This is a genomic window from Streptococcus sp. HMSC078D09 (assembly GCF_001813675.1).
In the GTDB taxonomy this organism is placed as follows: domain Bacteria; phylum Bacillota; class Bacilli; order Lactobacillales; family Streptococcaceae; genus Streptococcus.
This window is the reverse complement of the sequence record NZ_KV813663.1, coordinates 64,125-86,335: the sequence shown is the minus strand read 5'-3', so window position 1 is coordinate 86,335 and position 22,211 is coordinate 64,125. Positions and strand designations below refer to the sequence as shown.

Genomic DNA, 22,211 nt, shown 5'->3' with positions numbered 1-22,211 from the left:
AAATCGAATTCTAACGAATTACCGATTTCTGTCCCACTCTCTTTTTAAACTTTTTATAGCTAAACTATCACTAATTATATATATTTTTAAAGAGGTCTTTAGAAATCGTTTTTAACATGCTATACTGGACCTATAAAAAAGACCGAGATGTCTCAGTCTTTTTGGTTCTTAGTGATCGCGGTCACAGGAGATGAACTTGATCTTGTAGTAGTCCCCGCGTTTATAGGTTTCCGTGTATTCAAGGATTTGGCCAGTCGCTTCTAGCTTGGTCGTCTTCACTTGTTTAACCGTTGGGAAATTTTCGTCGATCTTCAATACTTTAGCAATCTTGCTTGGTGTAGGAAAGACGATTTCGTTGACTTCTTCGAAGTGTTCATCATTCATATGAATGTGGTAGTCTTCTTTGAAGCGATCATAGATAGAGCTATAGTATTCCAAATTTGGATAGTTTGGATTGATGTATTGTTCAGGAATATAGGTTTGGTGGAAGATATAGGTATCATCCCCTGTCTGGCGAGTCCGTTCGATCTTATAGTAGAATTGCGTTGGGTTGAGGCCTAGTTTGTCTAGGATGCTTAAGGTATTTCCACGTTTAATAGAGAGAACTTTGACTTTGGCCTTTTGGATTGGGAAGGTTTCAACATCTGAAAATTCAACCAGTTTGTGTTTTCGAGCACGAGAAACAAAGGTTCCTTTTCCTTGCTGGCGGACAATGTAGCCATCAGCAGCGAGGTCGTTCAAAGCACGGACAACGGTGATAGAGCTGACATCATAAATTTTAATGAGTTCAGCTTCAGTATAAAATTTATCTCCATTTTCAAATTTTCCGGAGATAATTTGCTGCTTCAATTCATCTTTGATGTGTTGGTACTTTGGAATTGCCATAGTGCTACCTCTCTTTAGATTTCTCTTATTTAACCCTATTTTAACATATTTTTTATAAAAGTGTTGACATTTTTTAAATAATTTATTATATTAATAAATGAAAAGGGTTACATATAAGAAAGGGGGGGCGTTTATGGGAGTTTTTGAGATTCGCGATGCTTTCTATTTAAAAGATCAACCCTTCAAGATTTTATCCGGAGCGATCCATTATTTCCGAATTGACCCAGCAGACTGGTATCATTCCTTGTATAATCTAAAGGCTTTGGGTTTTAACACGGTTGAGACCTATGTCCCTTGGAATGCGCATGAACCCCGCAAAGGGCAGTTTGACTTTAGTGGTCGATTGGATCTAGAGCGTTTCATTCAAACAGCCCAGTCCCTAGGACTTTACATGATTGTAAGGCCGTCGCCCTTTATCTGTGCAGAGTGGGAATTTGGTGGATTACCAGCCTGGCTCTTGGAAGAAGACCTGCGAATCCGCTCATCAGACCCAGCCTTTATCGAAGCAGTGGATCGTTATTATGATTGCTTGCTTGGGTTGTTAACACCCTACCAAGTGGATCAGGGTGGTCCAATCCTCATGATGCAGGTGGAAAATGAGTATGGCTCTTATGGAGAAGACAAGGATTATCTTCGTGCCATTCGGGATTTGATGAAGGAAAAAGGCGTGACCTGTCCTCTCTTTACATCAGATGGACCATGGCGAGCAACGCTAAGAACAGGAACCTTGATCGAAGAAGATCTCTTCGTGACGGGAAACTTCGGTTCCAAAGCAGCCTATAACTTCGGTCAGATGCAAGAATTCTTTGACGAATACGGCAAGAAATGGCCCTTGATGTGTATGGAATTCTGGGATGGCTGGTTTACCCGCTGGAAGGAACCTGTGATTCAAAGGGACCCAGAGGAGTTGGCAGAAGCTGTCCATGAGGTCTTGGAGCTTGGTTCCATCAACCTCTATATGTTTCATGGCGGAACCAATTTCGGCTTCATGAATGGTTGCTCAGCTCGGGGAACGCTCGACTTGCCACAGGTGACGTCCTATGACTATGGGGCTTTGCTCAATGAGCAGGGAAATCCGACGGAGAAGTATTATGCTATTCAAAAAATGATGGCGACCTATTATCCGGAATACCCACAGCAGGAACCGCTCATCAAAGAGTGTTTGCCAGAACAAACCTTGCAACTGGCAGCCAAGACTAGTCTTTTTGGAAATCTGGACAATCTGGCTCAGGTCGAGACCAGCCTTTATCCTGAAAAGATGGAAGAGTTGGGGCAAACCACAGGTTATCTCCTATATGAGACAGACCTTGAGTTGGATGCGGAAGAAGAAAAACTGCGCATCATTGATGGTCGGGATCGGGTACAGATTTACCTGGATGATCAACATGTAGCAACACAATACCAAACAGAGATCGGTGAAGATCTTTTTATCAAAGGAAAAAAGAAAGCGGTTACGAATTTAAAAATCTTGCTTGAAAATATGGGACGTGTCAACTATGGGCACAAGCTCTTAGCTGATAGCCAGCACAAGGGCATTCGCACAGGTGTCTGTGTGGATTTGCACTTCCACCTTCATTGGAAGCAGTACCCACTGGATTTACAAGATCTCAGTCAGCTCGATTTTTCAAAGGAATGGCAGGCAGGTGCTCCAGCCTTTTACCGATATGATTTTCAGCTGGACCACACCCTTGACACTTATCTGGATATGACAGGATTTGGGAAAGGGGTCGTCTTTGTCAATGGTCACAACCTTGGCCGCTTCTGGGAAGTCGGACCGACCACTTCACTTTACGTGCCTCATGGTTTCCTCAAAGAAGGAGCCAATAGCCTGATCGTCTTTGAGACAGAAGGGCGTTACCAAGAGACACTTGAACTTGTTCAACAACCTACATTCAAAGAAGTAAAGGGGGAAAACTTATGACTATTGTAGGATGCCGTATCGATGGACGTTTGATCCACGGGCAGGTAGCCAATCTTTGGACTACCAAACTAAATGTTTCACGTATCATGGTGATCGATGATGAAGTCGCTCAAAATGATATCGAAAAAAGTGGCTTGAAACTAGCGACACCGCCAGGTGTTAAGCTCAGTATCTTGCCAGTCGCAAAGGCTGCGGAAAATATCTTGGCTGGAAAATATGATAGCCAACGACTCTTTATCGTAGCTCGCAAACCTGATCGTTTCCTTCGTTTGATCGAAGCAGGCGTTCAGCTTGAAACGCTGAATGTCGGCAATATGTCTCAATCGGATGAGACACGCGCGATTACCCGCTCGATCAATGTGGTGGACGCGGACGTGGAAGACTTTAACAAGATCCACGAAAAAGGTGTGAAGATTACGTCTCAGATGGTGCCAAACGACACTGCAGAAGACTTTATGAAGTTATTAAAGTAAAAGAAAATTTTTAGGAGGAAATTGTCATGATACAATGGTGGCAAATTTTACTACTTACTTTGTACTCAGCTTATCAAATCTGTGATGAGTTGACGATTGTTTCATCAGCAGGATCACCAGTCTTTGCTGGTTTCATTACAGGACTTGTCATGGGGGATTTAAAGACAGGTCTATTTATCGGAGCTTCTCTTCAATTGACAGTGCTCGGTGTTGGTACTTTCGGTGGTGCTTCTCGTATTGACGCCACTTCTGGTGCCGTTCTTGCGACTGCCTTCTCAGTAGCGAAAGGGATTGATCCAGAGATTGCTATTGCTACAATCGCTGTGCCGGTAGCAACTTTGTTGACCTACTTTGATATTCTTGGTCGTATGACTACAACTTACTTCGCTCACCGTGTAGATGCTGCAATCAACCGCTTTGACTACAAAGGCATCGAACGCAACTACCTTCTTGGAGCGATTCCTTGGGCTCTCTCTCGTGCCCTTCCAGTCTTCTTCGCCCTTCGATTCGGTGGAGAATTCGTAGAAACTGTTGTTACAGGTCTTGCTAATGTACAATGGTTGGCAAACGGTCTGAAACTTGCAGGTCAAATGCTTCCAGGTCTTGGATTTGCGATCTTGCTTCGTTACCTTCCTGTTCGTCGTAACCTTCACTATTTAGCACTTGGATTTGGCTTAACAGCAATGTTGACAGTGCTTTATAGCAATGTTCAAAGCCTTGGTGCTGCAGTGTCTAGCATTGTTGGTTCTGAAGTGTTCGCTAAACTTCCAAAAGAACAAGCTATTACTTTTGTTAACAACTTCAAGAGTGTATCTATGATTGGGGTTGCCATCATCGGTATCTTCCTTGCAGTACAACACTTCAAAAACAGCCAACGTACAGTTGTAGCTGCTCCAGCAAGCAATGTAGAAAGCGGGGAAATTGAAGATGACGAATTCTAATTACAAACTAACAAAAGAAGATTTTAAACAAATTAACAAACGTAGCCTCTTCACCTTCCAATTGGGTTGGAACTACGAACGGATGCAGGCTTCTGGTTACCTTTACATGCTTCTTCCACAATTGCGGAAAATGTATGGAGACGGCACACCTGAATTGAAAGAAATGATGAAATTGCATACGCAATTCTTCAATACTTCTCCATTCTTCCACACTATTATCACTGGTTTTGACCTTGCTTTGGAAGAAAAAGATGGTGTCAAATCAAAAGATGCGGTGAACGGGATCAAGACAGGTCTTATGGGACCATTTGCCCCTCTTGGGGACTCAATCTTTGGATCATTGGTACCAGCTATTATGGGTTCAATCGCAGCAACTTTGGCTATTGCAGGAAACCCAGCCGGTATCTTCTTGTGGATCGCTGTGGCAGTTGCTTATGACATTTTCCGTTGGAAACAGTTGGAATTTGCCTATAAAGAAGGGGTTAACCTCATCAACAACATGCAAAGTACCTTGACAGCTTTGATCGACGCAGCTGCCGTTCTGGGTATCTTCATGGTTGGTGCCTTGATTGCCAGCATGATTGGTGTTGAAGTTTCTTGGACTCCACACATTGGGGACAAAGCGATTGAAATTCAAGATATGCTCAACCTTATCTTCCCACGTTTGGTACCAGCAATCATCACAGGTGTAATCTACTGGTTGCTTGGACGTAAGGGTATGAACTCTACAAAAGCTATCTTGCTCATCATCCTTGCAGCAATCGCATTCTCAGCATTTGGCCACTTCTTCTTTGGAATGGCATAATGGAGTAAGGTATGGCAAAAGAGTTAGTATTGGTCAGTCATGGTCGCTTCTGTGAAGAGCTTAAAGCTAGCACAGAGATGATTATGGGACCACAAGAATCCATCCATACGGTTGCACTCTTACCAGAAGAAGGACCAGAAGACTTTACTGCTAAATTTGAAGCAACAGTCCAAGGTCTAGAAGACTATATTGTATTTGCCGATCTCTTGGGAGGAACTCCTTGCAACACCGTGAGCCGCTTGATCCTTGAAGGACGTGCGATTGACTTATACGCAGGGATGAATCTTCCGATGGTCATCGAGTTCATCAATAGTAGCCTGACTGGTAATGAAGGGGACTACCCTGAACGTGCAAAAGAAAGTATTGTCAAGGTCAATGACCTCTTGTCAAACCTTGATGATGATGAAGATGAGTAGGTTGGTATGGGAGTCTGGGAGCATCATCTCAGGCTCCTTTCCCATTTATCAACGTTAGATTGTAGAAAGGAACAACAGGTTCTATGTTAGACTATACAAAAGAAGACTTGCAGGAGCTAGGAGCAGAGATCACAACACGTGAAATCTACCAACAACCGACGGTTTGGAAAGAAACAGCTCGCTTGTATCAAGAAAGAAAAGCGGAAATAAAAGCTTTCTTAGAAAAAATTGGGCAAGAGCATGACTATATCAAGGTCATCTTGACAGGGGCTGGGACCTCAGCCTATGTGGGAGATACCTTGGTTCCATATTTGCAGGAAGTACACGATGAACGCCACTGGAATTTTCAATCCATTGCGACGACGGATATCGTAGCTCATCCTCAAACCTATTTGAAAAAAGAGGTTCCGACTGTTTTAGTATCTTTTGCCCGGAGTGGCAATTCGCCAGAAAGTGTCGCCACCGTGCAGTTGGCTCAAGACTTGGTTGATGAGCTCTATCAGATCACCATTACCTGTGCCGAAGAAGGAAAACTGGCCCAGCAAGCCCACGGAGATGAGCGCAATCTCTTGCTTCTCCAACCTAAAGAAACCAATGATGCCGGCTTTGCGATGACCTCTAGCTTTACCTCTATGCTTTTGACAGCTCTCTTGGTTTTTGATCCAAGTGAGGAAGAGATCAAGGAAAAACGAGTAGCAGAGCTGGTTGATCTATCTGAGCAAATCTTGGAGAAGGACCGTGCGGTCAAGGAAGTGGTCGATCTAGACTTTGAGCGCGTGATCTATCTGGGAGCAGGACCTTTCTTTGGCCTAGCCCATGAAGCCCAGCTCAAGATTTTGGAATTAACGGCAGGCAAAATCGCAACCATGTATGAGAGTCCTGTCGGATTCCGTCACGGTCCAAAATCCCTCATCAATGATCAGACCCTCGTCTTGGTCTTTGGAGCCATTGATCCTTATACCCGTCAGTATGATCTGGACTTGGTTCGAGAAGTTGCAGGGGATCGGATTGCCCGTCAAGTTGTCCTCTTGACCGATCAAGTTGCAGGGATCGAGCATGTACGGGAAGTGTTGGTGAAAGCATCAGCAGACTCCCTAGATATCTACCGTGCCTTCCCATACATTATCTACGGTCAGTTGATTTCTCTCTTGACTTCGCTCAAGGTGCAAAATCGCCCAGACACGCCATCACCAACTGGTACTGTCAATCGGGTTGTTCAAGGGGTGATCATTCATCCATTTCATAAAGAATAGCCACTAATTTTCTATAAAAAGTGGAGTGTTTCTTCTTGTGAAACTGATACAATGGAGAAAAACAGTGAGAGGAGAAGGTTTGTGAAACAGTATCAAGAAAGCGTGTTTGGGGAATGGCAGAATCAAGAGGTTCGGGCTTATCGCCTCGAAAATGATAAGGGCTACCAATTATCTGTCATGACCTATGGGGCGACGATCTTAGAATATGTGACGCCAGATAAAGAAGATCGGTTTACGAATATTATTCTAGGTTTTGATCGCTTTGAGGACTATGTGGGCAATAGCCCTAAATATGGAGCTAGTATTGGTCCGGTAGCAGGCCGGATTGCAGGGGCCAGCTTTGAGCTTAATGGTCAAAGCTATTACTTGGAAGCCAATAACGGTGCTAACTGCAACCACAGTGGACCGACGGGTTGGGACAGCGCTTTGTTTAGCGTGGAGTCGGTAACGGATCAGGAAATCACCCTGTACACAGAGCGTGCAGATGGAACCGGTGGTTTCCCTGGAAATCTCAAGGTCTGGGTAACCTATGGTTTGACGGAAGATGGTGAACTTGAGATTGCTTATCGGGTAGAGACAGATCAAGACACCTTGGTCAACCCGACCAACCACAGCTATTTCAACCTATCTGGAAACTTCACCCAGCCGATCAATGACCATGTCTTTCAGATCAACCATCAAGGGCTTTACCCTATCCATCCAGACGGTGTTCCTCTTCAGACCGTGGATAGAGAAAGTCCGGTTGTTCAGCATCTTTACCAAGCTATGCTCTTGGAGGATCTTTTTAAGGACTCTGATCCGCAAATCCGTCTGGTAGAAGGATTAGACCATCCATTTGCTCTTCCAGAAGGGCATGAAAATGCTGGCTTTCTTTACCATCAGCCATCTGGACGTTTCTTGACCTTCAAGTCAGAAGCCCCAGCCTTGGTGGTATATTCAGCGAATTTCGTAGACGAAACGGTTCATCTGCAAGGGCAACCAATGGTTCAGCACAATGGCTTGGCTCTAGAATTTCAAACAGTGCCAGACGCCATTCACAGTGGCCAAGCTGAAAAGGTCATCTTGAGGGCAGGTCAAGTCTTCACCAGCAAGACTAGCTACCATGCCATCGCTAAGAAATAAGGAGGAAAGGGGTGACCCAAACAAGGATGTGAAATCCTTGCTTGGGACCTCCTCTTTTTCTCGAAAAAAATTTTTTAGAAAAACTATAAGGAAATTTTAAGCTTCCTATCGTATACTAATATCATCATCAAAGACCTCCTAACTTTGAATGATAAAACTCCTAAAACTTTTTCATAATAATCTCCCTATAAGAGCCACCAAAACCGGTGGCTTTTTTTCTACGTACCTTAGCAAACGTTAGTGAGCTTAGGTACGTTGACGCAGTTCGAACGCTAGTGAGAACCAGGATCTTTAAAAAACACATTCTATTTATAGTACCGAAGGTATCATTTTTTGCTATAATAGACTGTATGAGTAGAATTTTAGACAATGAAATCATGGGCGATGAAGAGGCCGTTGAACGGACGCTGCGCCCGCAATATTTACATGAATATATTGGTCAAGATAAGGTCAAGGACCAGCTGAAAATCTTTATTGAGGCGGCTAAGCTTCGGGATGAAGCGCTGGATCATGTCCTTCTTTTTGGCCCTCCGGGACTGGGGAAAACCACCATGGCCTTTGTCATTGCCAATGAACTGGGTGTCAATCTCAAGCAGACTTCTGGTCCTGTCATTGAAAAGGCTGGTGACTTGGTAGCCATCCTCAATGATCTAGAGCCGGGCGATGTCCTCTTTATCGATGAGATCCACCGTCTGCCTATGTCAGTCGAAGAAGTGCTTTACAGCGCCATGGAAGATTTTTACATCGACATCATGATTGGCGCTGGTGAGAGCAGCCGGAGTGTCCATCTGGACCTTCCTCCTTTCACTTTGATTGGGGCAACGACGCGAGCTGGTATGCTGTCCAATCCCTTGCGCGCTCGCTTTGGGATTACCGGACACATGGAATACTATGAGCAGGATGATCTGACAGAGATTGTCGAGCGGACCGCCGAGATCTTTGAGATGGAGATTACCCACGAAGCTGCCGAAGAGCTTTCTCTTCGTAGTCGTGGGACTCCTCGGATTGCCAACCGCTTGCTCAAACGGGTGCGCGATTTTGCCCAGATCATGGGCGATGGCTTGATTGACGATACCATTACCGACAAGGCCCTCTCTATGCTAGATGTGGACCATGAAGGACTGGACTATGTCGATCAAAAGATCCTGCGCACCATGATTGAGATGTACGGCGGTGGCCCGGTCGGGCTTGGGACTCTATCGGTCAATATTGCCGAAGAGCGCGAGACTGTAGAAGATATGTATGAGCCTTACTTGATTCAGAAAGGCTTTATCATGCGGACCCGGACAGGGCGCGTGGCGACTCGCAAGGCTTACGAACACCTGGGTTATCCCTACAATGGAGATTAGAAGAAGATGCTGACGGAAGAAGCGATAGTAAAGCAAATCCAAGCGGATCCGGAGATGATGACTGTCTTGGCTATCATTCGAGATCTCAACTTGGCAGATGCCTGGTTAGCGGCGGGTGCGGTGCGAAATTTCATCTGGAACCAGCTCTCTGGCAGACCAGGGTTTGACGCGACGACCGATATGGATCTGGTCTTTTATGACCCTACGATCAGCTATGAGGAGACTTTCCAGATCGAGCAAGAATTAAAGAAGACCTATCCTCAGTACGCTTGGGAAGTCAAAAATCAAGTCTATATGCACCAGCATAGTCCGGGGACGGCTCCTTATCGCAGTGCTTGTGACGCGGTTTCTAAATACCCCGAGCAGTGTACGGCTCTTGCGGTTCGCTTAAGGAAAGAGGATCAGCTAGAGCTCTTTCTCCCTTATGGGACAAAGGATATCGAAGACTTCATTGTTCAGCCAACTCCGCATTTTTTAGCCAGTCCAGAGCGTTTAGCGGTTTATACAGAGCGGATGAAAAAGAAAAATTGGCAGAGTAAATGGCCTCTATTAGAGGTTCGTTTTCCAAAATAGAGAAACAGATCAGATTTGAAAAAGGAATCTGATTTTTCTTTAAAATGATGGAGCCACTTTGTCATCTTTCTGTCACATTTTTGTTATAATAGTAATAGTATGCTGGTTTTCCATAGTGGAAAGCCAAGAGCTCAGCTAGGTTGGGCAGTCCGAACAAGGAGTTAGGTGGAATCATGAAAAAAATCGTCTTTGTCTGCTTAGGAAATATTTGTCGGAGCCCCATGGCGGAGTTTGTCATGAAGGACTTGACGGATCAGTATGAGATTGAAAGTCGGGCCACCTCTAGCTGGGAACATGGCAATCCTATCCATCGGGGAACCCAGAAAATCTTTCAACAATACCAGGTCCCGTATGATCCAGCCAAGACGTCCTTACAGATCAAGGAAGAGGATTTTTACAACTTTGATTGGATCCTGGGGATGGACGAAAATAATGTAGCAGATCTAAAGCAAATGGCTCCTGCAGGGACAGAGCACAAGATTCATCTTTTTGCTGCTGAAAGTGTGCCAGATCCGTGGTATACCGGTGATTTTGAAGAGACCTATTCCAGAGTCCTGAGTGGCTGTAAGGCTTGGTTAGATCAGTTAGCAACTTCTTAAGAGTTTGATATGTGAGAGAATACAGAATATGAAAGAATTTTATGAGACTTATAAGGTCTATCTGACACGAAAAAATTTAGAAATAGCAGCATTAGTCGTGATTATTCTATCTGCTTTGCTGGTTTTCCTTTCAGCCATTCCAGGTCAGGGCGTCTTGACCTTGGATAAGGGGGCGATCCGTTACGACGGAAGTTTGGTCCGTGGCAAGATGAATGGCAAGGGAACCGTCACCTTTAAAAATGGGGATACCTATACAGGTAACCTCGTCAACGGCTCTTTTAGCGGCTATGGTAAGTTTAAGTCCAAGGATGGTTGGACCTATGAAGGGCAGTTTGTTAACGGCCAGCCGGAGGGCAAAGGCACCTTAACCACAGAAGCCAACGTCGTATACAAAGGAACATTCAAGCAGGGGATTTATCAAAATGCGCATTAAATGGTTTTCACTAGTTCGTGTTACAGGACTCTTATTGGTATTGCTTTACCATTTCTTCCAAAAAGCCTTTCCTGGAGGCTTCATTGGGGTAGATATTTTCTTCACCTTCTCAGGATTTTTGATTACAGCGCTCTTGATCGATGAATTTGCGCGCAAGCAAGGAATCGACTACCTGGCATTCTTGAAACGGCGCTTTTACCGGATCGTACCACCCCTTGTCTTTATGGTCTTGGTCGTGATGCCCTTTACCTTTATGGTCCAACGGGACTACGTGGCTGGTATTGGGACTCAGATTGCGGCGGTCTTCGGTTTTGTGACTAATTTCTTTGAGATGGCAACGGGTGGTAGTTACGAAAGTAACTTCATTCCGCATCTCTTCCTTCATACCTGGAGTTTGGCTCTAGAAGTGCATTACTATGTGCTCTGGGCACTTTTGGCATGGTTCTTGGCTAAGCGGGCTAAGACGGTTGGAAAGTACCGAGGCATGCTCTTCCTAGCATCCAGCGGGCTCTTTCTCTTCACCTTCTTGTCCATGTTCATCCGTGCCTTTCTGACAGCTAATTTCTCCACCATCTATTTTTCTAGCTTCACTCACATCTTCCCCTTCTTTGCGGGATCATGCCTAGCAACGGTGACAGGGATTGCCAATGTCAGTCCGAACTTTACAAAGCTGGTGCAGTCTTGGAGCATGAAAAAGACCTTGTCGGTCTTGGGTGGAAGCTTTGCCTTCTTGTTCGTGCTCAGTCTTTTCTTACCATTTGATAGCTTGTGGACCTATCTATTTGGCTTTTTAGCAGCGACAATCGCAGCTTGTGCCATGATTCTGTCGGCCCGCATTCTCCATGAAAAGACTCCAGATAAAAAAGAACCAGCCATCCTCAATTTCTTGGCAGATACCAGTTATGGTGTCTACCTTTTCCACTGGCCTTTCTTTATCATCTTCTCTCAACATTTGGGAAATATGATGGCAGCCCTTGTGACGACGATCGTTTCCTTGATTTTAACGGCTCTGTCTTTCTATATTTTGGAGCCAACCATTGCAGGCAAAGAGCCTCGTGTCTTTGGTATGAAGATGGATCTCAGTTTTTTGACCAAACCGATCTTTTACCTCATGATTCCTCTGGCTCTCTTGATGATTGGAATCTCTGCCTTTGCACCAACCGTCGGAGCTTTTGATGAGAGTTTGGTAGTGAGTGGGCTCAATCAAGCAGACAGCAAAATGCAGGTCACACGGACGCAAGTGGACAATGCGACTGCAACAGACTATAACGTCTCAAATGGTGTGACCATGATCGGTGATTCGGTTAACTTGCGAGCGCAGGACTACCTAACCAAAGCGATCCCGGGCATCCAGATCGATGCAGTGGTGAGCCGTCAGTTGGAAAATGGAATGAAGGTCTTTGAGACCGATATCTCCAATAAAGTTCTCCTAAAAAATGTGGTCATTGCCCTAGGAACCAATACTGTAAGCAACTACAAAGAATTGCTGGATCAGTATGTTGAGAAACTTCCAAAAGGCCGTCGCTTGATCCTTGTGACACCATATGATGGGCGCTATGCCAACGATCAGTCCAGTGAATCGGTTCAAACGCGTCTTTATGAGTTGGAACTAGCTAAGAAATACGACTTTATCACCATTGCGGACTGGTACCAAGTAGCAATTGAAAATCCAAACATTTGGGTGGGAACAGACTCTGTTCACTTCAATATGGAAACCAATGGTGGGGAACTCTATGCTCAAACAGTCAAAGAAGCCCTTGATAAGGCCGAAAAGGGTCCGGTCAAGAAGTAACAATGCTTCTCTGAAACTGAAACAAAACAAATCCTAACAAAATAAAACAAAAAGCAACTTTTTACTTGTAAAAAGCTGCTTTTTTTAGTAAGATTAAGAAAACGCTTACAAAAATCAATTGAAAATATCACTTTGTGAAGAAAAAAATTTTTTAATTATTTCTTCACAATTTTGCTAAAGAATTGCTTTCACAGCAATACGATTGATAAAGTTTTCACAAACTTCGAAAAATTCTTTGTGAAAGTTGCTTGGAAGTGTTTACAAAAATCTCAAAATAGAGTACAATTATATTGTGAAATAATTAACAAATCGAAATTTCTTACACTATTCTTGAAAATTTCCGAAAACATGAAAAAGTTCTAGAAAAGGATAAGGGTTTCAAATATTGGAGGAAAGCATCAAATGGCTGATAAAAAAACTCTCTCACCTGAAGAAAAGAAACTCGCTGCTGAAAAACACGTAGACGAGTTGGTGCAAAAAGCGCTGGTGGCGCTTGAAGAGATGCGCAAATTGAATCAGGAGCAAGTGGACTACATTGTGGCGAAAGCATCTGTAGCGGCTCTTGACGCTCACGGTGAGCTCGCTCTTCATGCCTATGAAGAAACTGGTCGTGGAGTCTTTGAAGACAAGGCGACTAAGAACTTGTTCGCTTGTGAACACGTAGTAAATAACATGCGTCACACGAAAACAGTTGGTGTCATTTCAGAAGATGACGTCACTGGTTTGACCCTTATTGCTGAGCCAGTCGGAGTTGTCTGCGGGATCACACCTACAACCAACCCAACTTCAACAGCAATCTTTAAAGCCTTGATTTCATTGAAAACACGGAACCCTATCGTCTTTGCCTTCCACCCATCTGCTCAAGAATCATCTGCTCATGCGGCACAAATCGTACGCGATGCGGCAATTGCAGCTGGAGCACCTGAGAACTGTGTGCAATGGATTACCCAACCTTCTATGGAAGCAACTAGTGCCCTTATGAACCATGAAGGAGTTGCGACCATCCTTGCGACCGGTGGTAACGCCATGGTAAAAGCCGCTTATTCTTGTGGAAAACCAGCTCTTGGGGTAGGTGCCGGAAACGTTCCTGCTTACGTTGAAAAATCAGCCAATATCCGCCAAGCAGCACACGATATCGTCATGTCTAAATCATTTGACAATGGTATGGTCTGTGCGTCTGAACAAGCGGTTATCATCGATAAAGAAATCTACGATGAGTTTGTTGAAGAATTCAAATCTTACCACACTTACTTTGTTAACAAAAAAGAAAAAGCCCTTCTTGAAGAGTTCTGCTTCGGCGTAAAAGCCAACAGCAAGAACTGTGCAGGTGCGAAATTGAATGCGGACATCGTTGGGAAACCAGCAGCATGGATCGCTGAACAAGCTGGCTTCACTGTACCAGAAGGAACCAATATCCTTGCAGCAGAATGTAAAGAAGTTGGCGAAAAAGAACCGTTGACTCGTGAAAAATTGTCACCAGTCATCGCTGTTTTGAAATCTGAAAGCCGTGAAGACGGAATTAACAAAGCTCGCCAAATGGTTGAATTCAACGGTCTTGGTCACTCAGCAGCTATCCATACTGCTGATGAAGAATTGACCAAAGAATTTGGTAAAGCAGTCAAAGCCATTCGTGTGATCTGCAACTCTCCTTCGACTTTCGGTGGTATCGGGGATGTTTACAATGCCTTCTTGCCATCATTAACACTTGGATGTGGTTCTTACGGACGCAACTCTGTTGGGGACAACGTTAGTGCCATCAACCTCTTGAATATCAAAAAAGTCGGACGCCGGAGAAATAACATGCAATGGATGAAACTTCCTTCAAAAACATACTTTGAACGTGATTCAATTGAATACCTACAAAAATGTCGTGACGTTGAACGTGTCATGATCGTTACAGACCACGCTATGGTAGAGCTTGGTTTCCTTGATCGTATCATCGAACAGCTTGACCTTCGTCGCAACAAGGTGGTTTACCAAATCTTTGCAGACGTAGAACCAGATCCAGATATCACAACTGTTGAACGTGGTACAGAGATCATGCGTGCCTTCAAACCAGATACCATCATTGCTCTTGGTGGTGGATCACCAATGGATGCGGCCAAAGTTATGTGGCTCTTCTACGAACAACCAGAAGTGGACTTCCGTGACTTGGTACAAAAATTCATGGATATCCGTAAACGTGCCTTCAAGTTCCCATTGCTTGGTAAGAAGACCAAATTCATCGCTATCCCAACAACATCTGGTACAGGATCTGAAGTAACTCCATTTGCCGTTATCTCTGATAAAGCAAACAACCGTAAATACCCAATCGCAGACTACTCATTGACTCCAACAGTGGCAATCGTAGACCCTGCCTTGGTATTGACAGTTCCTGGATCTGTTGCAGCAGACACTGGTATGGACGTCTTGACGCACGCGACAGAAGCTTACGTATCACAAATGGCTAGCGACTTCACAGATGGTCTTGCCCTTCAAGCCATTAAACTTGTCTTTGAAAACTTGGAAAGCTCAGTCAAGAATGCGGACTTCCATTCACGTGAAAAGATGCACAATGCGTCAACGATCGCAGGTATGGCCTTCGCCAATGCCTTCCTCGGTATTTCTCACTCAATGGCCCACAAGATCGGTGCGCAATTCCACACCATCCACGGACGGACCAATGCCATCTTGCTTCCATACGTTATCCGCTACAACGGTACACGCCCAGCTAAGACAGCTACATGGCCTAAGTACAACTACTACCGTGCAGATGAAAAATACCAAGATATCGCTCGTATGCTAGGACTTCCATGCTCTACTCCAGAAGAAGCCGTTGAAGCTTACGCAAAAGCTGTATACGAACTTGGTGAACGCTGTGGTATCGAAATGAACTTCAAAGCACAAGGCATCGATGAAAAAGAATGGAAGAAACATTCTCGTGAATTGGCCTTCCTTGCTTACGAAGATCAATGTTCACCAGCGAACCCACGTCTTCCAATGGTAGACCATATGCAAGAAATCATCGAAGATGCTTACTATGGTTACAAGGAACGTCCAGGACGTCGTAAATAAGACGCCAAGGAACAACTGATGTTTATCAGCTATCCCTCGCTCGTAAGAGTGGGGGATTTTTGCTATTTGGGTCCAAAACTCGTTTTTTCATAAAAAATTAGACTTTTTTTCAGAAATTGTGTTATTTTTATAGCATTCCGAGCTATTTTATGTTACCCTATAGTGTGTGAATCTGCCTGTAGCTGAAGGGTTATGATCCTTTTTCAGTTATAGGAAATGAAAAAACAAATCCAAGAAAGGAGGCCATCTCAAATGGAGTTAGAAGGTGACGTGCAAGGAAGACAAGATCAGGCACAGAAAATTATTGAAATGCCCCAACGAGATCGGGAAGCTTCCACTTCAGAAAATCAGCCATCATCTGCTTCGGTGGTCTCCATGTATGGGCAGGAAAGACCAAGCATTTCTAGCCTCCATCAGCAACTAGCGAGCGCGTCTGGGACCCAGACCATTCAATTGCGGGAGGAATTGGTGCTGGCGGTAGCACAGAATGCTTCAGCGCAGGCAACTACCTTTGAGGCAGAAGTCAAGGATAAGTTGGAAGAGGCTAAGGAGACGGTTTCCCATAAGGTCGCTGAGGTGTCACAAATGGCCCACAGCATGGCCCAATTTTTAACAGATGCAGAAGTGGAGCAACTATTAGGAGAGTTCTCCATGGATACTTGTTGGGACCAAACGGTAGAGGCGGAGAACCTCGCCCAAGCAAAGGCCTATTCCACTCGCTTGTCAGACTTGGCAAGTCAGCTGGAGGCTGCATCAGCTCAATTGGTGGACTTGGACAAGGGACAAGCAACGGCCTTTGATTTTTCATAAGTAGGAGAAAAAGATGTTAGAGATCCTGGGAGAGGACAGAGAACGAATTGAGGAGCTCCATCGAGAGATTAAAAAGGAGCAAGAGCGGATTGCGATCAGAAGTTTGATTGCAACGCAAAAAGCCTTGATGATGTTGGAAGGGATGAGTTTGCAGGTAACCTTGGGCGGCCAATCCGAAAAGATGCGCTCTTTTGCTACAACGACCCTAGTTAGTGATTTGAAAGACGGATTTACAGGAGGAGCAGCGGACGCGGTAGAAACAGCACTGAAATCAGTGAAGAAGCCGATTTTATTGAGTCCGATTAAAGGAGGTATGTGATGTACCATTCAGGAAATAGTGAATTAGAACAACTAGAAGATCGACATTACCGCTTCAACCAGAAACTTAGTGAGTTGGAGTGGGATTATGCGGATATGCGTATGGATGTCCGCCAACATACAGAAAATTTAGTAGACTGGTTGAGTGCCCTTCATTTTCAAGCGCCAAGTGCGGAGGCCCAAAGTGGCTTGGAGCGTTTATTTGCCTTGCAAGAAGAATTTGAGGCAGAACTCAAGCGCTATGAAGAGCGATTAGAAGAAGAGCGTGAGCGCGAGCAGCAAGAGTACTATAAGCAGCGTCAACAATTAGAACAAGGAGATTGAAACATTCCTCTGGTAGAGATAAGAGGAATGTTTTTGTTTGCTCAAAAACTTTTAAAAATGTGCCTATAAATTCTTGCAAGCGCTTACTTAGTATGTTATAATATTCACAAAGAAACGAAAATAAAATGGTTTTATCAAACCAACAAAAAAGGAGTCGCTTGTGAAAGCTGCAACTTATGTATCTGCAGGCAATCTGCAACTGCTGGATCAAGCTCATCACCCACCACTTCAAACTCTCAGAAGTTGAAAAAGCCTATGATGTCTTTAAACATGCGGGTGAAAACCATGCTCTCAAGGTGATTATCGAAAATGATATCAGTGAATGAAGTGGCAACTAATATTTGTTCATAGTTTTTTTAGACGGACCAGAGATATTCTGGTCCTATTTTCAACCCCCAAAAGCCAATGATTCCTTGCAAAATAAATTTGTTGTCTTATAATAGAAGTACAGAAAACGATTACATAAAGAGAAAGGTGTGATCTTATGAAACGGTTTTGTTATCATCGTGAATTCTGGATGGACTTCCATTTCTGGATCTTGGTCTTGCTTTTAGCGGCTGTGGCGTTGACGATGCGGGCTCCGCTTTCGGTAGTTAGCCTAGCTTATCTTGCTTTTGTTGGGATTTTGATCTTGCTGCAGGTCTTTCAACCGCCTGTATCGACGCGTCAGTATCCAGAAGGTAGCTACCATTTCAATTGGACCTTCTATCGCGATACCCGACTGTATATCAATCTCTTTTTATTAGCAGGTCTCTTGGCAGGCCCAATGGCTTCATCGGATATGGTCTATTGGATCTTGCTTGGAGCCGTCGTCGGCTCTATCGGCTTTGTATTTGTCGTAAAGGAAAAAGCGACTCAAAAGATGGCCTAAGGAATCACCATGTCCTAGATCTCTGAAACTAGTTTCAGAGATCTTTTTATTTTGCCCTAAAATGTGAAACTATAATCCAATTGCACGATTAATATTGTAAGCGCTTTAAAAATAGATTATAATCAATTTACAAGTACTCGAGTTGCCTTATTATCAAAGGAGAAGGAGTTATGTCAAAGATTACAAAAGATGAACTGATTGAACAAATCAAAGACGGCATCATTGTTTCTTGTCAAGCCCTCCCTCATGAACCGCTCTATACAGAAGCAGGAGGAGTCATTCCTCTCTTGGTCAAAGCGGCTGAGCAGGGTGGAGCTGTCGGGATCCGAGCCAATAGTGTCCGGGATATCAAGGAAATAAAGGAAGTGACCAAGTTACCGATCATTGGGATTATCAAGCGTGACTATCCACCGGAAGAACCCTTTATCACGGCTACCATGAAAGAAGTCGATGAGTTGGCAGCTTTGGATATCGCGGTCATTGCTCTTGATTGTACCAAACGTCCCCGTCATGATGGTCTTTCGATTAGTGACTTTATCCATCAAGTCAAAGAGAAATATCCAGACCAACTCTTGATGGCTGATACCTCTACTCTGGAAGAAGGATTGACAGCTGTCGAAGCGGGAGTGGACTTTGTCGGAACGACCCTTTCGGGCTATACGGACTACAGTCCAAAGGTTGATGGCCCAGATTTTGAACTGATCCATCGTCTCTGCCAAGCAGGAGTAGATGTCATCGCAGAAGGCAAGATCCACTACCCTGATCAGGCCAAGAAAATCCATGATCTCGGGGTTCGCGGCATCGTTGTAGGTGGTGCCATTACTCGACCAAAAGAGATTACAGAGCGCTTCGTCGCAGCCTTAAAATGAGAAAACAAAACAGTAGATTGAAGGAGGAGGAGACCGAATAGAGAGTAGTCGAATCTGAAACATGAACAAGAATAGGCGTCCTCATTGAGGATAACCCCTTGTAAGAGTAATCTTACCGTAAATTGTGAGGAGAAATCACATGAAAATGAAAAAAGTATTGTGCTCGTTGGTAGCTGGTGCAGCTCTTCTAGCACTCGCAGCTTGTGGATCTGGCGGAGGTTCAAAAACAGAATCTTCTAGTGGAAATTCAGGTAAAACAGAAATTACCTGGTGGGCCTTCCCAGTCTTTACTCAAGAGAAAGCTGATGATGGCGTAGGAACCTATGAAAAAACTATTATCGAAGCCTTCGAAAAAGCCAATCCAGATATCAAAGTTAAACTAGAAACCATCGACTTCAAGTCTGGCCCTGAAAAAATCACAACGGCTATTGAAGCAGGAACTGCTCCAGATGTGCTCTTTGATGCACCTGGACGGATCATTCAGTATGGTAAAAATGGAAAATTGGCTGATTTGAACGATCTCTTTACAGAAGATTTTGTCAAAGATGTCAATAATGAAAATATCATCCAAGCCAGCAAGGCAGGCGACACAGCTTACATGTATCCAATTAGTTCAGCACCATTCTACATGGCGATGAATAAGAAGATGCTCAAAGATGCAGGCGTGTTGGATCTTGTCAAAGAAGGCTGGACAACAGACGACTTTGAAAAAGTATTGAAAGCTTTGAAAGACAAAGGTTATACACCAGGATCACTCTTCAGTAATGGTCAAGGTGGAGACCAAGGAACTCGTGCCTTCATTGCCAACCTTTATGGCGGTTCTGTTACTGATGAAAAAGTAACCAAGTATACAACAGATGATCCAAAATTTGTCAAAGGTTTGGAAAAAGCTTCTAAATGGATCGATGACGGCTTGATGATGAATGGTTCTCAATTCGATGGTGGAGCAGACATCCAAAACTTTGCGAATGGTCAAACTTCTTACACTATCTTGTGGGCGCCTTCACAAAACGGTATCCAAGCTAAATTGTTGGATGCAAGTAAGGTCGAAGTAGTAGAAGTGCCATTCCCATCTGACTCAGGTAAGCCAAAATTGGAATACCTTGTCAATGGATTTGCTGTCTTCAATAATAAAGATGAAAAGAAAATTGCTGCTGCTAAGAAATTTGTACAGTTCATCGCAGACGACAAAGAATGGGGTCCAAAAGATGTTGTGCGTACAGGAGCTTTCCCAGTTCGTAGTTCATTTGGTAAGTTGTACGATGACAAACGGATGGAAACTATCAGCACTTGGACAAAATACTACTCACCATACTACAACACAATCGACGGTTTTGCAGAAATGCGGACCCTATGGTTCCCAATGTTGCAATCTGTTTCAAACGGGGATGAAAAAGCAGAACCAGCTTTGAAGACCTTTACTGAAAAAGCAAACGAAACGATCAAGAAAAAATAGATCATCTATGAAACTCAAATGATCCTTTCATAGAAATAAGAAAGCATAGGCCCCCTCGATTTCTTATCTCCATGTGTAGATTGAAAGAGGGGGCCTTCGTGTTTTCGCTCTCCTAATTATCATATGTAGGAAGGGGCAGTGCCATCCGTTCCACATAGGAATCAAGGAAAAAATAGAAAAAGAACATCAGGAGGTGCCTTACTGTGAAGGTAAACAAAATCCGAATGAGGGAGACGCTCGTTTCCTACGCATTCCTAGCACCCATTTTAATCTTCTTTACGGTCTTTGTCCTAGCCCCCATGATCATGGGCTTTGTGACAAGTTTCTTCAACTATTCTATGACATCCTTTAAGTTTGTCGGTTTAGAAAATTATTCCCGCATGTTTGCGGATAAGGTCTTTGTGAAGTCCTTGATCAATACCGTCATCATCGTTATCGGATCAGTTCCGATCGTCGTATTGTTCTCCTTGTTTGTGGCTTCTCAGACCTACCATCAAAATGCGATTGCGCGTTCCTTCTATCGTTTCGTCTTCTTCCTTCCAGTTGTTACAGGGAGTGTAGCGGTAACGGTTGTATGGAAATGGATCTATGATCCACTATCAGGGATTTTGAACTTTGTATTGAAATCTGGACATGTCATCAACCAAAACATTTCTTGGTTGGGGGACAAGCACTGGGCTTTGATGGCCATCATTATCATCTTGTTGACCACCTCTGTTGGTCAACCGATCATCCTCTACATCGCAGCTATGGGAAATATTGATAATTCTCTCGTAGAAGCAGCGCGTGTGGATGGTGCGACAGAATTTCAAGTTTTCTGGAAAATCAAATGGCCAAGCTTGTTGCCAACAACCTTGTACATTGCCATCATTACGACCATTAACTCTTTCCAATGTTTCGCCTTGATCCAATTGTTGACATCCGGTGGTCCTAACTACTCAACGAGTACCCTTATGTACTACCTCTATGAAAAAGCCTTTAAACTCTCTGAATACGGTTATGCCAACACCATGGGTGTCTTCCTTGCGGTGATGATTGCCATTATCAGTTTTGCGCAATTCAAGATCCTCGGAAACGACGTAGAATACTAAAGAAAGGAGCCTCAGATGAAACCCACACAAAAGAAACCCATCACTGCCTTTACAGTGATTTCAACGATCATTTTGCTCCTTTTGACAGTCTTGTTCATTTTCCCATTTTATTGGATTTTGACAGGGGCCTTTAAGTCTCAACCAGATACCATTATGATCCCACCTCAATGGTGGCCAAAGACACCAACCATGGAAAACTTCCAACAGTTGATGGTACAAAACCCAGCCCTACAATGGTTATGGAATAGTGTCTTCATCTCCCTTGCAACCATGCTTTTGGTGTGTATGACCTCTTCCTTGGCAGGTTATGTCTTGGCGAAGAAACGCTTCTATGGGCAACGAATTCTCTTTGCTACCTTTATCGCAGCCATGGCCCTTCCGAAACAAGTTGTCTTGGTTCCATTGGTACGCATTATCAACTTTATGGGAATCCACGATACTCTTGCAGCGGTTATTCTACCATTGGTTGGATGGCCATTCGGGGTCTTCTTGATGAAGCAATTTAGTGAAAACATCCCAACAGAACTCTTAGAATCTGCTAAGATCGATGGTTGTGGAGAGTTGCGGACTTTCTGGAGCGTTGCCTTCCCAATTGTCAAGCCGGGATTTGCAGCCCTTGCCATCTTTACCTTTATCAACACCTGGAACGACTACTTTATGCAATTGGTAATGCTGACCTCTCGTCAAAACTTGACTATTTCACTAGGGGTAGCAACCATGCAGGCCGAAATGGCCACCAACTATGGCTTGATCATGGCTGGGGCAGCCCTAGCTGCAGTGCCAATCGTTACGGTCTTCCTCGTCTTCCAAAAATCCTTTACACAAGGGATTACCATGGGAGCGGTCAAAGGATAAG

The 22,211-nt window shown here is 44.1% G+C and carries 22 protein-coding genes and 1 pseudogene; 22 read left to right on the top strand and 1 reads right to left on the bottom strand.

Annotation, left to right across the window (positions count from 1 at the left end):
- Positions 1-168: 168 nt before the first annotated feature.
- On the bottom strand, positions 169-885 hold the full coding sequence (locus HMPREF2926_RS04635) for a GntR family transcriptional regulator (protein ID WP_049475225.1): 717 nt from the start codon (positions 883-885) through the stop codon (positions 169-171).
- 133 nt (positions 886-1,018) lie between these two features.
- Between HMPREF2926_RS04635 and HMPREF2926_RS04630 the strand changes: the two genes are divergently transcribed.
- From HMPREF2926_RS04630 to HMPREF2926_RS04525, 22 genes and pseudogenes are all read left to right on the top strand, one after another.
- Positions 1,019-2,806, top strand: coding sequence for a glycoside hydrolase family 35 protein (locus HMPREF2926_RS04630; RefSeq protein WP_049475226.1), 1,788 nt, complete (start codon positions 1,019-1,021; stop codon positions 2,804-2,806).
- Positions 2,803-3,279 carry a PTS sugar transporter subunit IIB gene (locus HMPREF2926_RS04625; RefSeq protein ID WP_003009322.1) on the top strand — a complete coding sequence of 159 codons (477 nt, stop codon included), beginning with the start codon at positions 2,803-2,805 and terminating at the stop codon, positions 3,277-3,279. The genes HMPREF2926_RS04630 and HMPREF2926_RS04625 overlap by 4 nt, the downstream gene beginning before the upstream one ends.
- A gap of 26 nt (positions 3,280-3,305) precedes the next feature.
- The gene (locus tag HMPREF2926_RS04620) at positions 3,306-4,220 is read left to right on the top strand and encodes a PTS mannose/fructose/sorbose/N-acetylgalactosamine transporter subunit IIC (protein ID WP_049475227.1); all 915 of its coding nucleotides are present in this window, start codon (positions 3,306-3,308) and stop codon (positions 4,218-4,220) included.
- Positions 4,207-5,025, top strand: a complete 819-nt coding sequence (locus HMPREF2926_RS04615; RefSeq protein ID WP_023920055.1) for a PTS system mannose/fructose/sorbose family transporter subunit IID — start codon at positions 4,207-4,209, stop codon at positions 5,023-5,025. The genes HMPREF2926_RS04620 and HMPREF2926_RS04615 overlap by 14 nt, the downstream gene beginning before the upstream one ends.
- 11 nt (positions 5,026-5,036) lie before the next feature.
- Positions 5,037-5,441, top strand: coding sequence for a PTS sugar transporter subunit IIA (locus tag HMPREF2926_RS04610; RefSeq protein ID WP_003002366.1), 405 nt, complete (start codon positions 5,037-5,039; stop codon positions 5,439-5,441).
- An 83-nt stretch (positions 5,442-5,524) separates the two neighbouring features.
- On the top strand, positions 5,525-6,694 hold the full coding sequence (locus HMPREF2926_RS04605; protein WP_070586631.1) for an SIS domain-containing protein: 1,170 nt from the start codon (positions 5,525-5,527) through the stop codon (positions 6,692-6,694).
- Positions 6,695-6,775: 81 nt separating this feature from the next.
- Positions 6,776-7,816, top strand: a complete 1,041-nt coding sequence (locus HMPREF2926_RS04600) for an aldose epimerase family protein (RefSeq protein ID WP_070586630.1) — start codon at positions 6,776-6,778, stop codon at positions 7,814-7,816.
- A 350-nt stretch (positions 7,817-8,166) separates the two neighbouring features.
- Positions 8,167-9,165: a Holliday junction branch migration DNA helicase RuvB gene (gene ruvB, locus HMPREF2926_RS04595; RefSeq protein WP_021154208.1), complete on the top strand. Its 999-nt coding sequence runs from the start codon at positions 8,167-8,169 to the stop codon at positions 9,163-9,165.
- Between the two features lie 6 nt (positions 9,166-9,171).
- Entirely contained in the window at positions 9,172-9,738 is a 567-nt protein-coding gene (locus HMPREF2926_RS04590; RefSeq protein WP_070586629.1) for a nucleotidyltransferase family protein, read from the top strand.
- Positions 9,739-9,911: 173 nt separating this feature from the next.
- Complete coding sequence (locus HMPREF2926_RS04585; RefSeq protein ID WP_070586628.1) at positions 9,912-10,337, top strand: low molecular weight protein-tyrosine-phosphatase; 426 nt, start codon at positions 9,912-9,914, stop codon at positions 10,335-10,337.
- A 28-nt stretch (positions 10,338-10,365) separates the two neighbouring features.
- Positions 10,366-10,770, top strand: coding sequence for an MORN repeat-containing protein (locus HMPREF2926_RS04580; protein ID WP_070586627.1), 405 nt, complete (start codon positions 10,366-10,368; stop codon positions 10,768-10,770).
- A complete protein-coding gene (locus HMPREF2926_RS04575; RefSeq protein ID WP_023920066.1) occupies positions 10,760-12,562 on the top strand; it encodes an acyltransferase family protein in 1,803 nt (600 codons plus the stop codon). The genes HMPREF2926_RS04580 and HMPREF2926_RS04575 overlap by 11 nt, the downstream gene beginning before the upstream one ends.
- Before the next feature lie 402 nt (positions 12,563-12,964).
- Complete coding sequence (adhE, locus tag HMPREF2926_RS04570) at positions 12,965-15,616, top strand: bifunctional acetaldehyde-CoA/alcohol dehydrogenase (RefSeq protein WP_070586626.1); 2,652 nt, start codon at positions 12,965-12,967, stop codon at positions 15,614-15,616.
- A 252-nt stretch (positions 15,617-15,868) separates the two neighbouring features.
- The gene (locus HMPREF2926_RS04565) at positions 15,869-16,426 is read left to right on the top strand and encodes a hypothetical protein (protein WP_070586625.1); all 558 of its coding nucleotides are present in this window, start codon (positions 15,869-15,871) and stop codon (positions 16,424-16,426) included.
- A 13-nt stretch (positions 16,427-16,439) separates the two neighbouring features.
- Positions 16,440-16,745 carry a hypothetical protein gene (locus tag HMPREF2926_RS04560; RefSeq protein WP_003002376.1) on the top strand — a complete coding sequence of 102 codons (306 nt, stop codon included), beginning with the start codon at positions 16,440-16,442 and terminating at the stop codon, positions 16,743-16,745.
- Entirely contained in the window at positions 16,745-17,068 is a 324-nt protein-coding gene (locus HMPREF2926_RS04555; RefSeq protein WP_003009394.1) for a hypothetical protein, read from the top strand. Before HMPREF2926_RS04560 ends, HMPREF2926_RS04555 begins: the two co-directional genes overlap by 1 nt.
- Positions 17,069-17,277: 209 nt before the next feature.
- Positions 17,278-17,394 (top strand): annotated as a pseudogene (locus tag HMPREF2926_RS04550) (alcohol dehydrogenase); the annotation flags it as partial.
- Positions 17,395-17,552: 158 nt separating this feature from the next.
- Entirely contained in the window at positions 17,553-17,939 is a 387-nt protein-coding gene (locus HMPREF2926_RS04545; RefSeq protein WP_070586623.1) for an ABC transporter permease, read from the top strand.
- A gap of 170 nt (positions 17,940-18,109) precedes the next feature.
- The gene (locus HMPREF2926_RS04540; RefSeq protein WP_070586622.1) at positions 18,110-18,808 is read left to right on the top strand and encodes an N-acetylmannosamine-6-phosphate 2-epimerase; all 699 of its coding nucleotides are present in this window, start codon (positions 18,110-18,112) and stop codon (positions 18,806-18,808) included.
- Positions 18,809-18,947: 139 nt separating this feature from the next.
- Positions 18,948-20,264, top strand: a complete 1,317-nt coding sequence (locus tag HMPREF2926_RS04535) for an ABC transporter substrate-binding protein (RefSeq protein WP_070586621.1) — start codon at positions 18,948-18,950, stop codon at positions 20,262-20,264.
- Positions 20,265-20,467: 203 nt separating this feature from the next.
- Positions 20,468-21,355: a carbohydrate ABC transporter permease gene (locus tag HMPREF2926_RS04530; RefSeq protein WP_003009412.1), complete on the top strand. Its 888-nt coding sequence runs from the start codon at positions 20,468-20,470 to the stop codon at positions 21,353-21,355.
- A 15-nt stretch (positions 21,356-21,370) separates the two neighbouring features.
- Positions 21,371-22,210, top strand: a complete 840-nt coding sequence (locus HMPREF2926_RS04525; RefSeq protein WP_048717106.1) for a carbohydrate ABC transporter permease — start codon at positions 21,371-21,373, stop codon at positions 22,208-22,210.
- Position 22,211: the final 1 nt, after the last annotated feature.

Bases quoted from the DNA above. Each gene is read 5' to 3' on its own strand.
- ruvB (WP_021154208.1), top strand. From the start codon at position 8,167: ATGAGTAGAATTTTAGACAATGAAATCATGGGCGATGAAGAGGCCGTT.
- HMPREF2926_RS04535 (WP_070586621.1), top strand. From the start codon at position 18,948: ATGAAAATGAAAAAAGTATTGTGCTCGTTGGTAGCTGGTGCAGCTCTT.
- HMPREF2926_RS04630 (WP_049475226.1), top strand. From the start codon at position 1,019: ATGGGAGTTTTTGAGATTCGCGATGCTTTCTATTTAAAAGATCAACCC.
- HMPREF2926_RS04620 (WP_049475227.1), top strand. From the start codon at position 3,306: ATGATACAATGGTGGCAAATTTTACTACTTACTTTGTACTCAGCTTAT.
- HMPREF2926_RS04580 (WP_070586627.1), top strand. From the start codon at position 10,366: ATGAAAGAATTTTATGAGACTTATAAGGTCTATCTGACACGAAAAAAT.
- HMPREF2926_RS04605 (WP_070586631.1), top strand. From the start codon at position 5,525: ATGTTAGACTATACAAAAGAAGACTTGCAGGAGCTAGGAGCAGAGATC.
- adhE (WP_070586626.1), top strand. From the start codon at position 12,965: ATGGCTGATAAAAAAACTCTCTCACCTGAAGAAAAGAAACTCGCTGCT.
- HMPREF2926_RS04575 (WP_023920066.1), top strand. From the start codon at position 10,760: ATGCGCATTAAATGGTTTTCACTAGTTCGTGTTACAGGACTCTTATTG.
- HMPREF2926_RS04590 (WP_070586629.1), top strand. From the start codon at position 9,172: ATGCTGACGGAAGAAGCGATAGTAAAGCAAATCCAAGCGGATCCGGAG.
- HMPREF2926_RS04560 (WP_003002376.1), top strand. From the start codon at position 16,440: ATGTTAGAGATCCTGGGAGAGGACAGAGAACGAATTGAGGAGCTCCAT.
- HMPREF2926_RS04525 (WP_048717106.1), top strand. From the start codon at position 21,371: ATGAAACCCACACAAAAGAAACCCATCACTGCCTTTACAGTGATTTCA.
- HMPREF2926_RS04625 (WP_003009322.1), top strand. From the start codon at position 2,803: ATGACTATTGTAGGATGCCGTATCGATGGACGTTTGATCCACGGGCAG.
- HMPREF2926_RS04635 (WP_049475225.1), bottom strand. From the start codon at position 885: ATGGCAATTCCAAAGTACCAACACATCAAAGATGAATTGAAGCAGCAA.
- HMPREF2926_RS04615 (WP_023920055.1), top strand. From the start codon at position 4,207: ATGACGAATTCTAATTACAAACTAACAAAAGAAGATTTTAAACAAATT.
- HMPREF2926_RS04585 (WP_070586628.1), top strand. From the start codon at position 9,912: ATGAAAAAAATCGTCTTTGTCTGCTTAGGAAATATTTGTCGGAGCCCC.
- HMPREF2926_RS04555 (WP_003009394.1), top strand. From the start codon at position 16,745: ATGTACCATTCAGGAAATAGTGAATTAGAACAACTAGAAGATCGACAT.
- HMPREF2926_RS04540 (WP_070586622.1), top strand. From the start codon at position 18,110: ATGTCAAAGATTACAAAAGATGAACTGATTGAACAAATCAAAGACGGC.
- HMPREF2926_RS04565 (WP_070586625.1), top strand. From the start codon at position 15,869: ATGGAGTTAGAAGGTGACGTGCAAGGAAGACAAGATCAGGCACAGAAA.
- HMPREF2926_RS04610 (WP_003002366.1), top strand. From the start codon at position 5,037: ATGGCAAAAGAGTTAGTATTGGTCAGTCATGGTCGCTTCTGTGAAGAG.
- HMPREF2926_RS04545 (WP_070586623.1), top strand. From the start codon at position 17,553: ATGAAACGGTTTTGTTATCATCGTGAATTCTGGATGGACTTCCATTTC.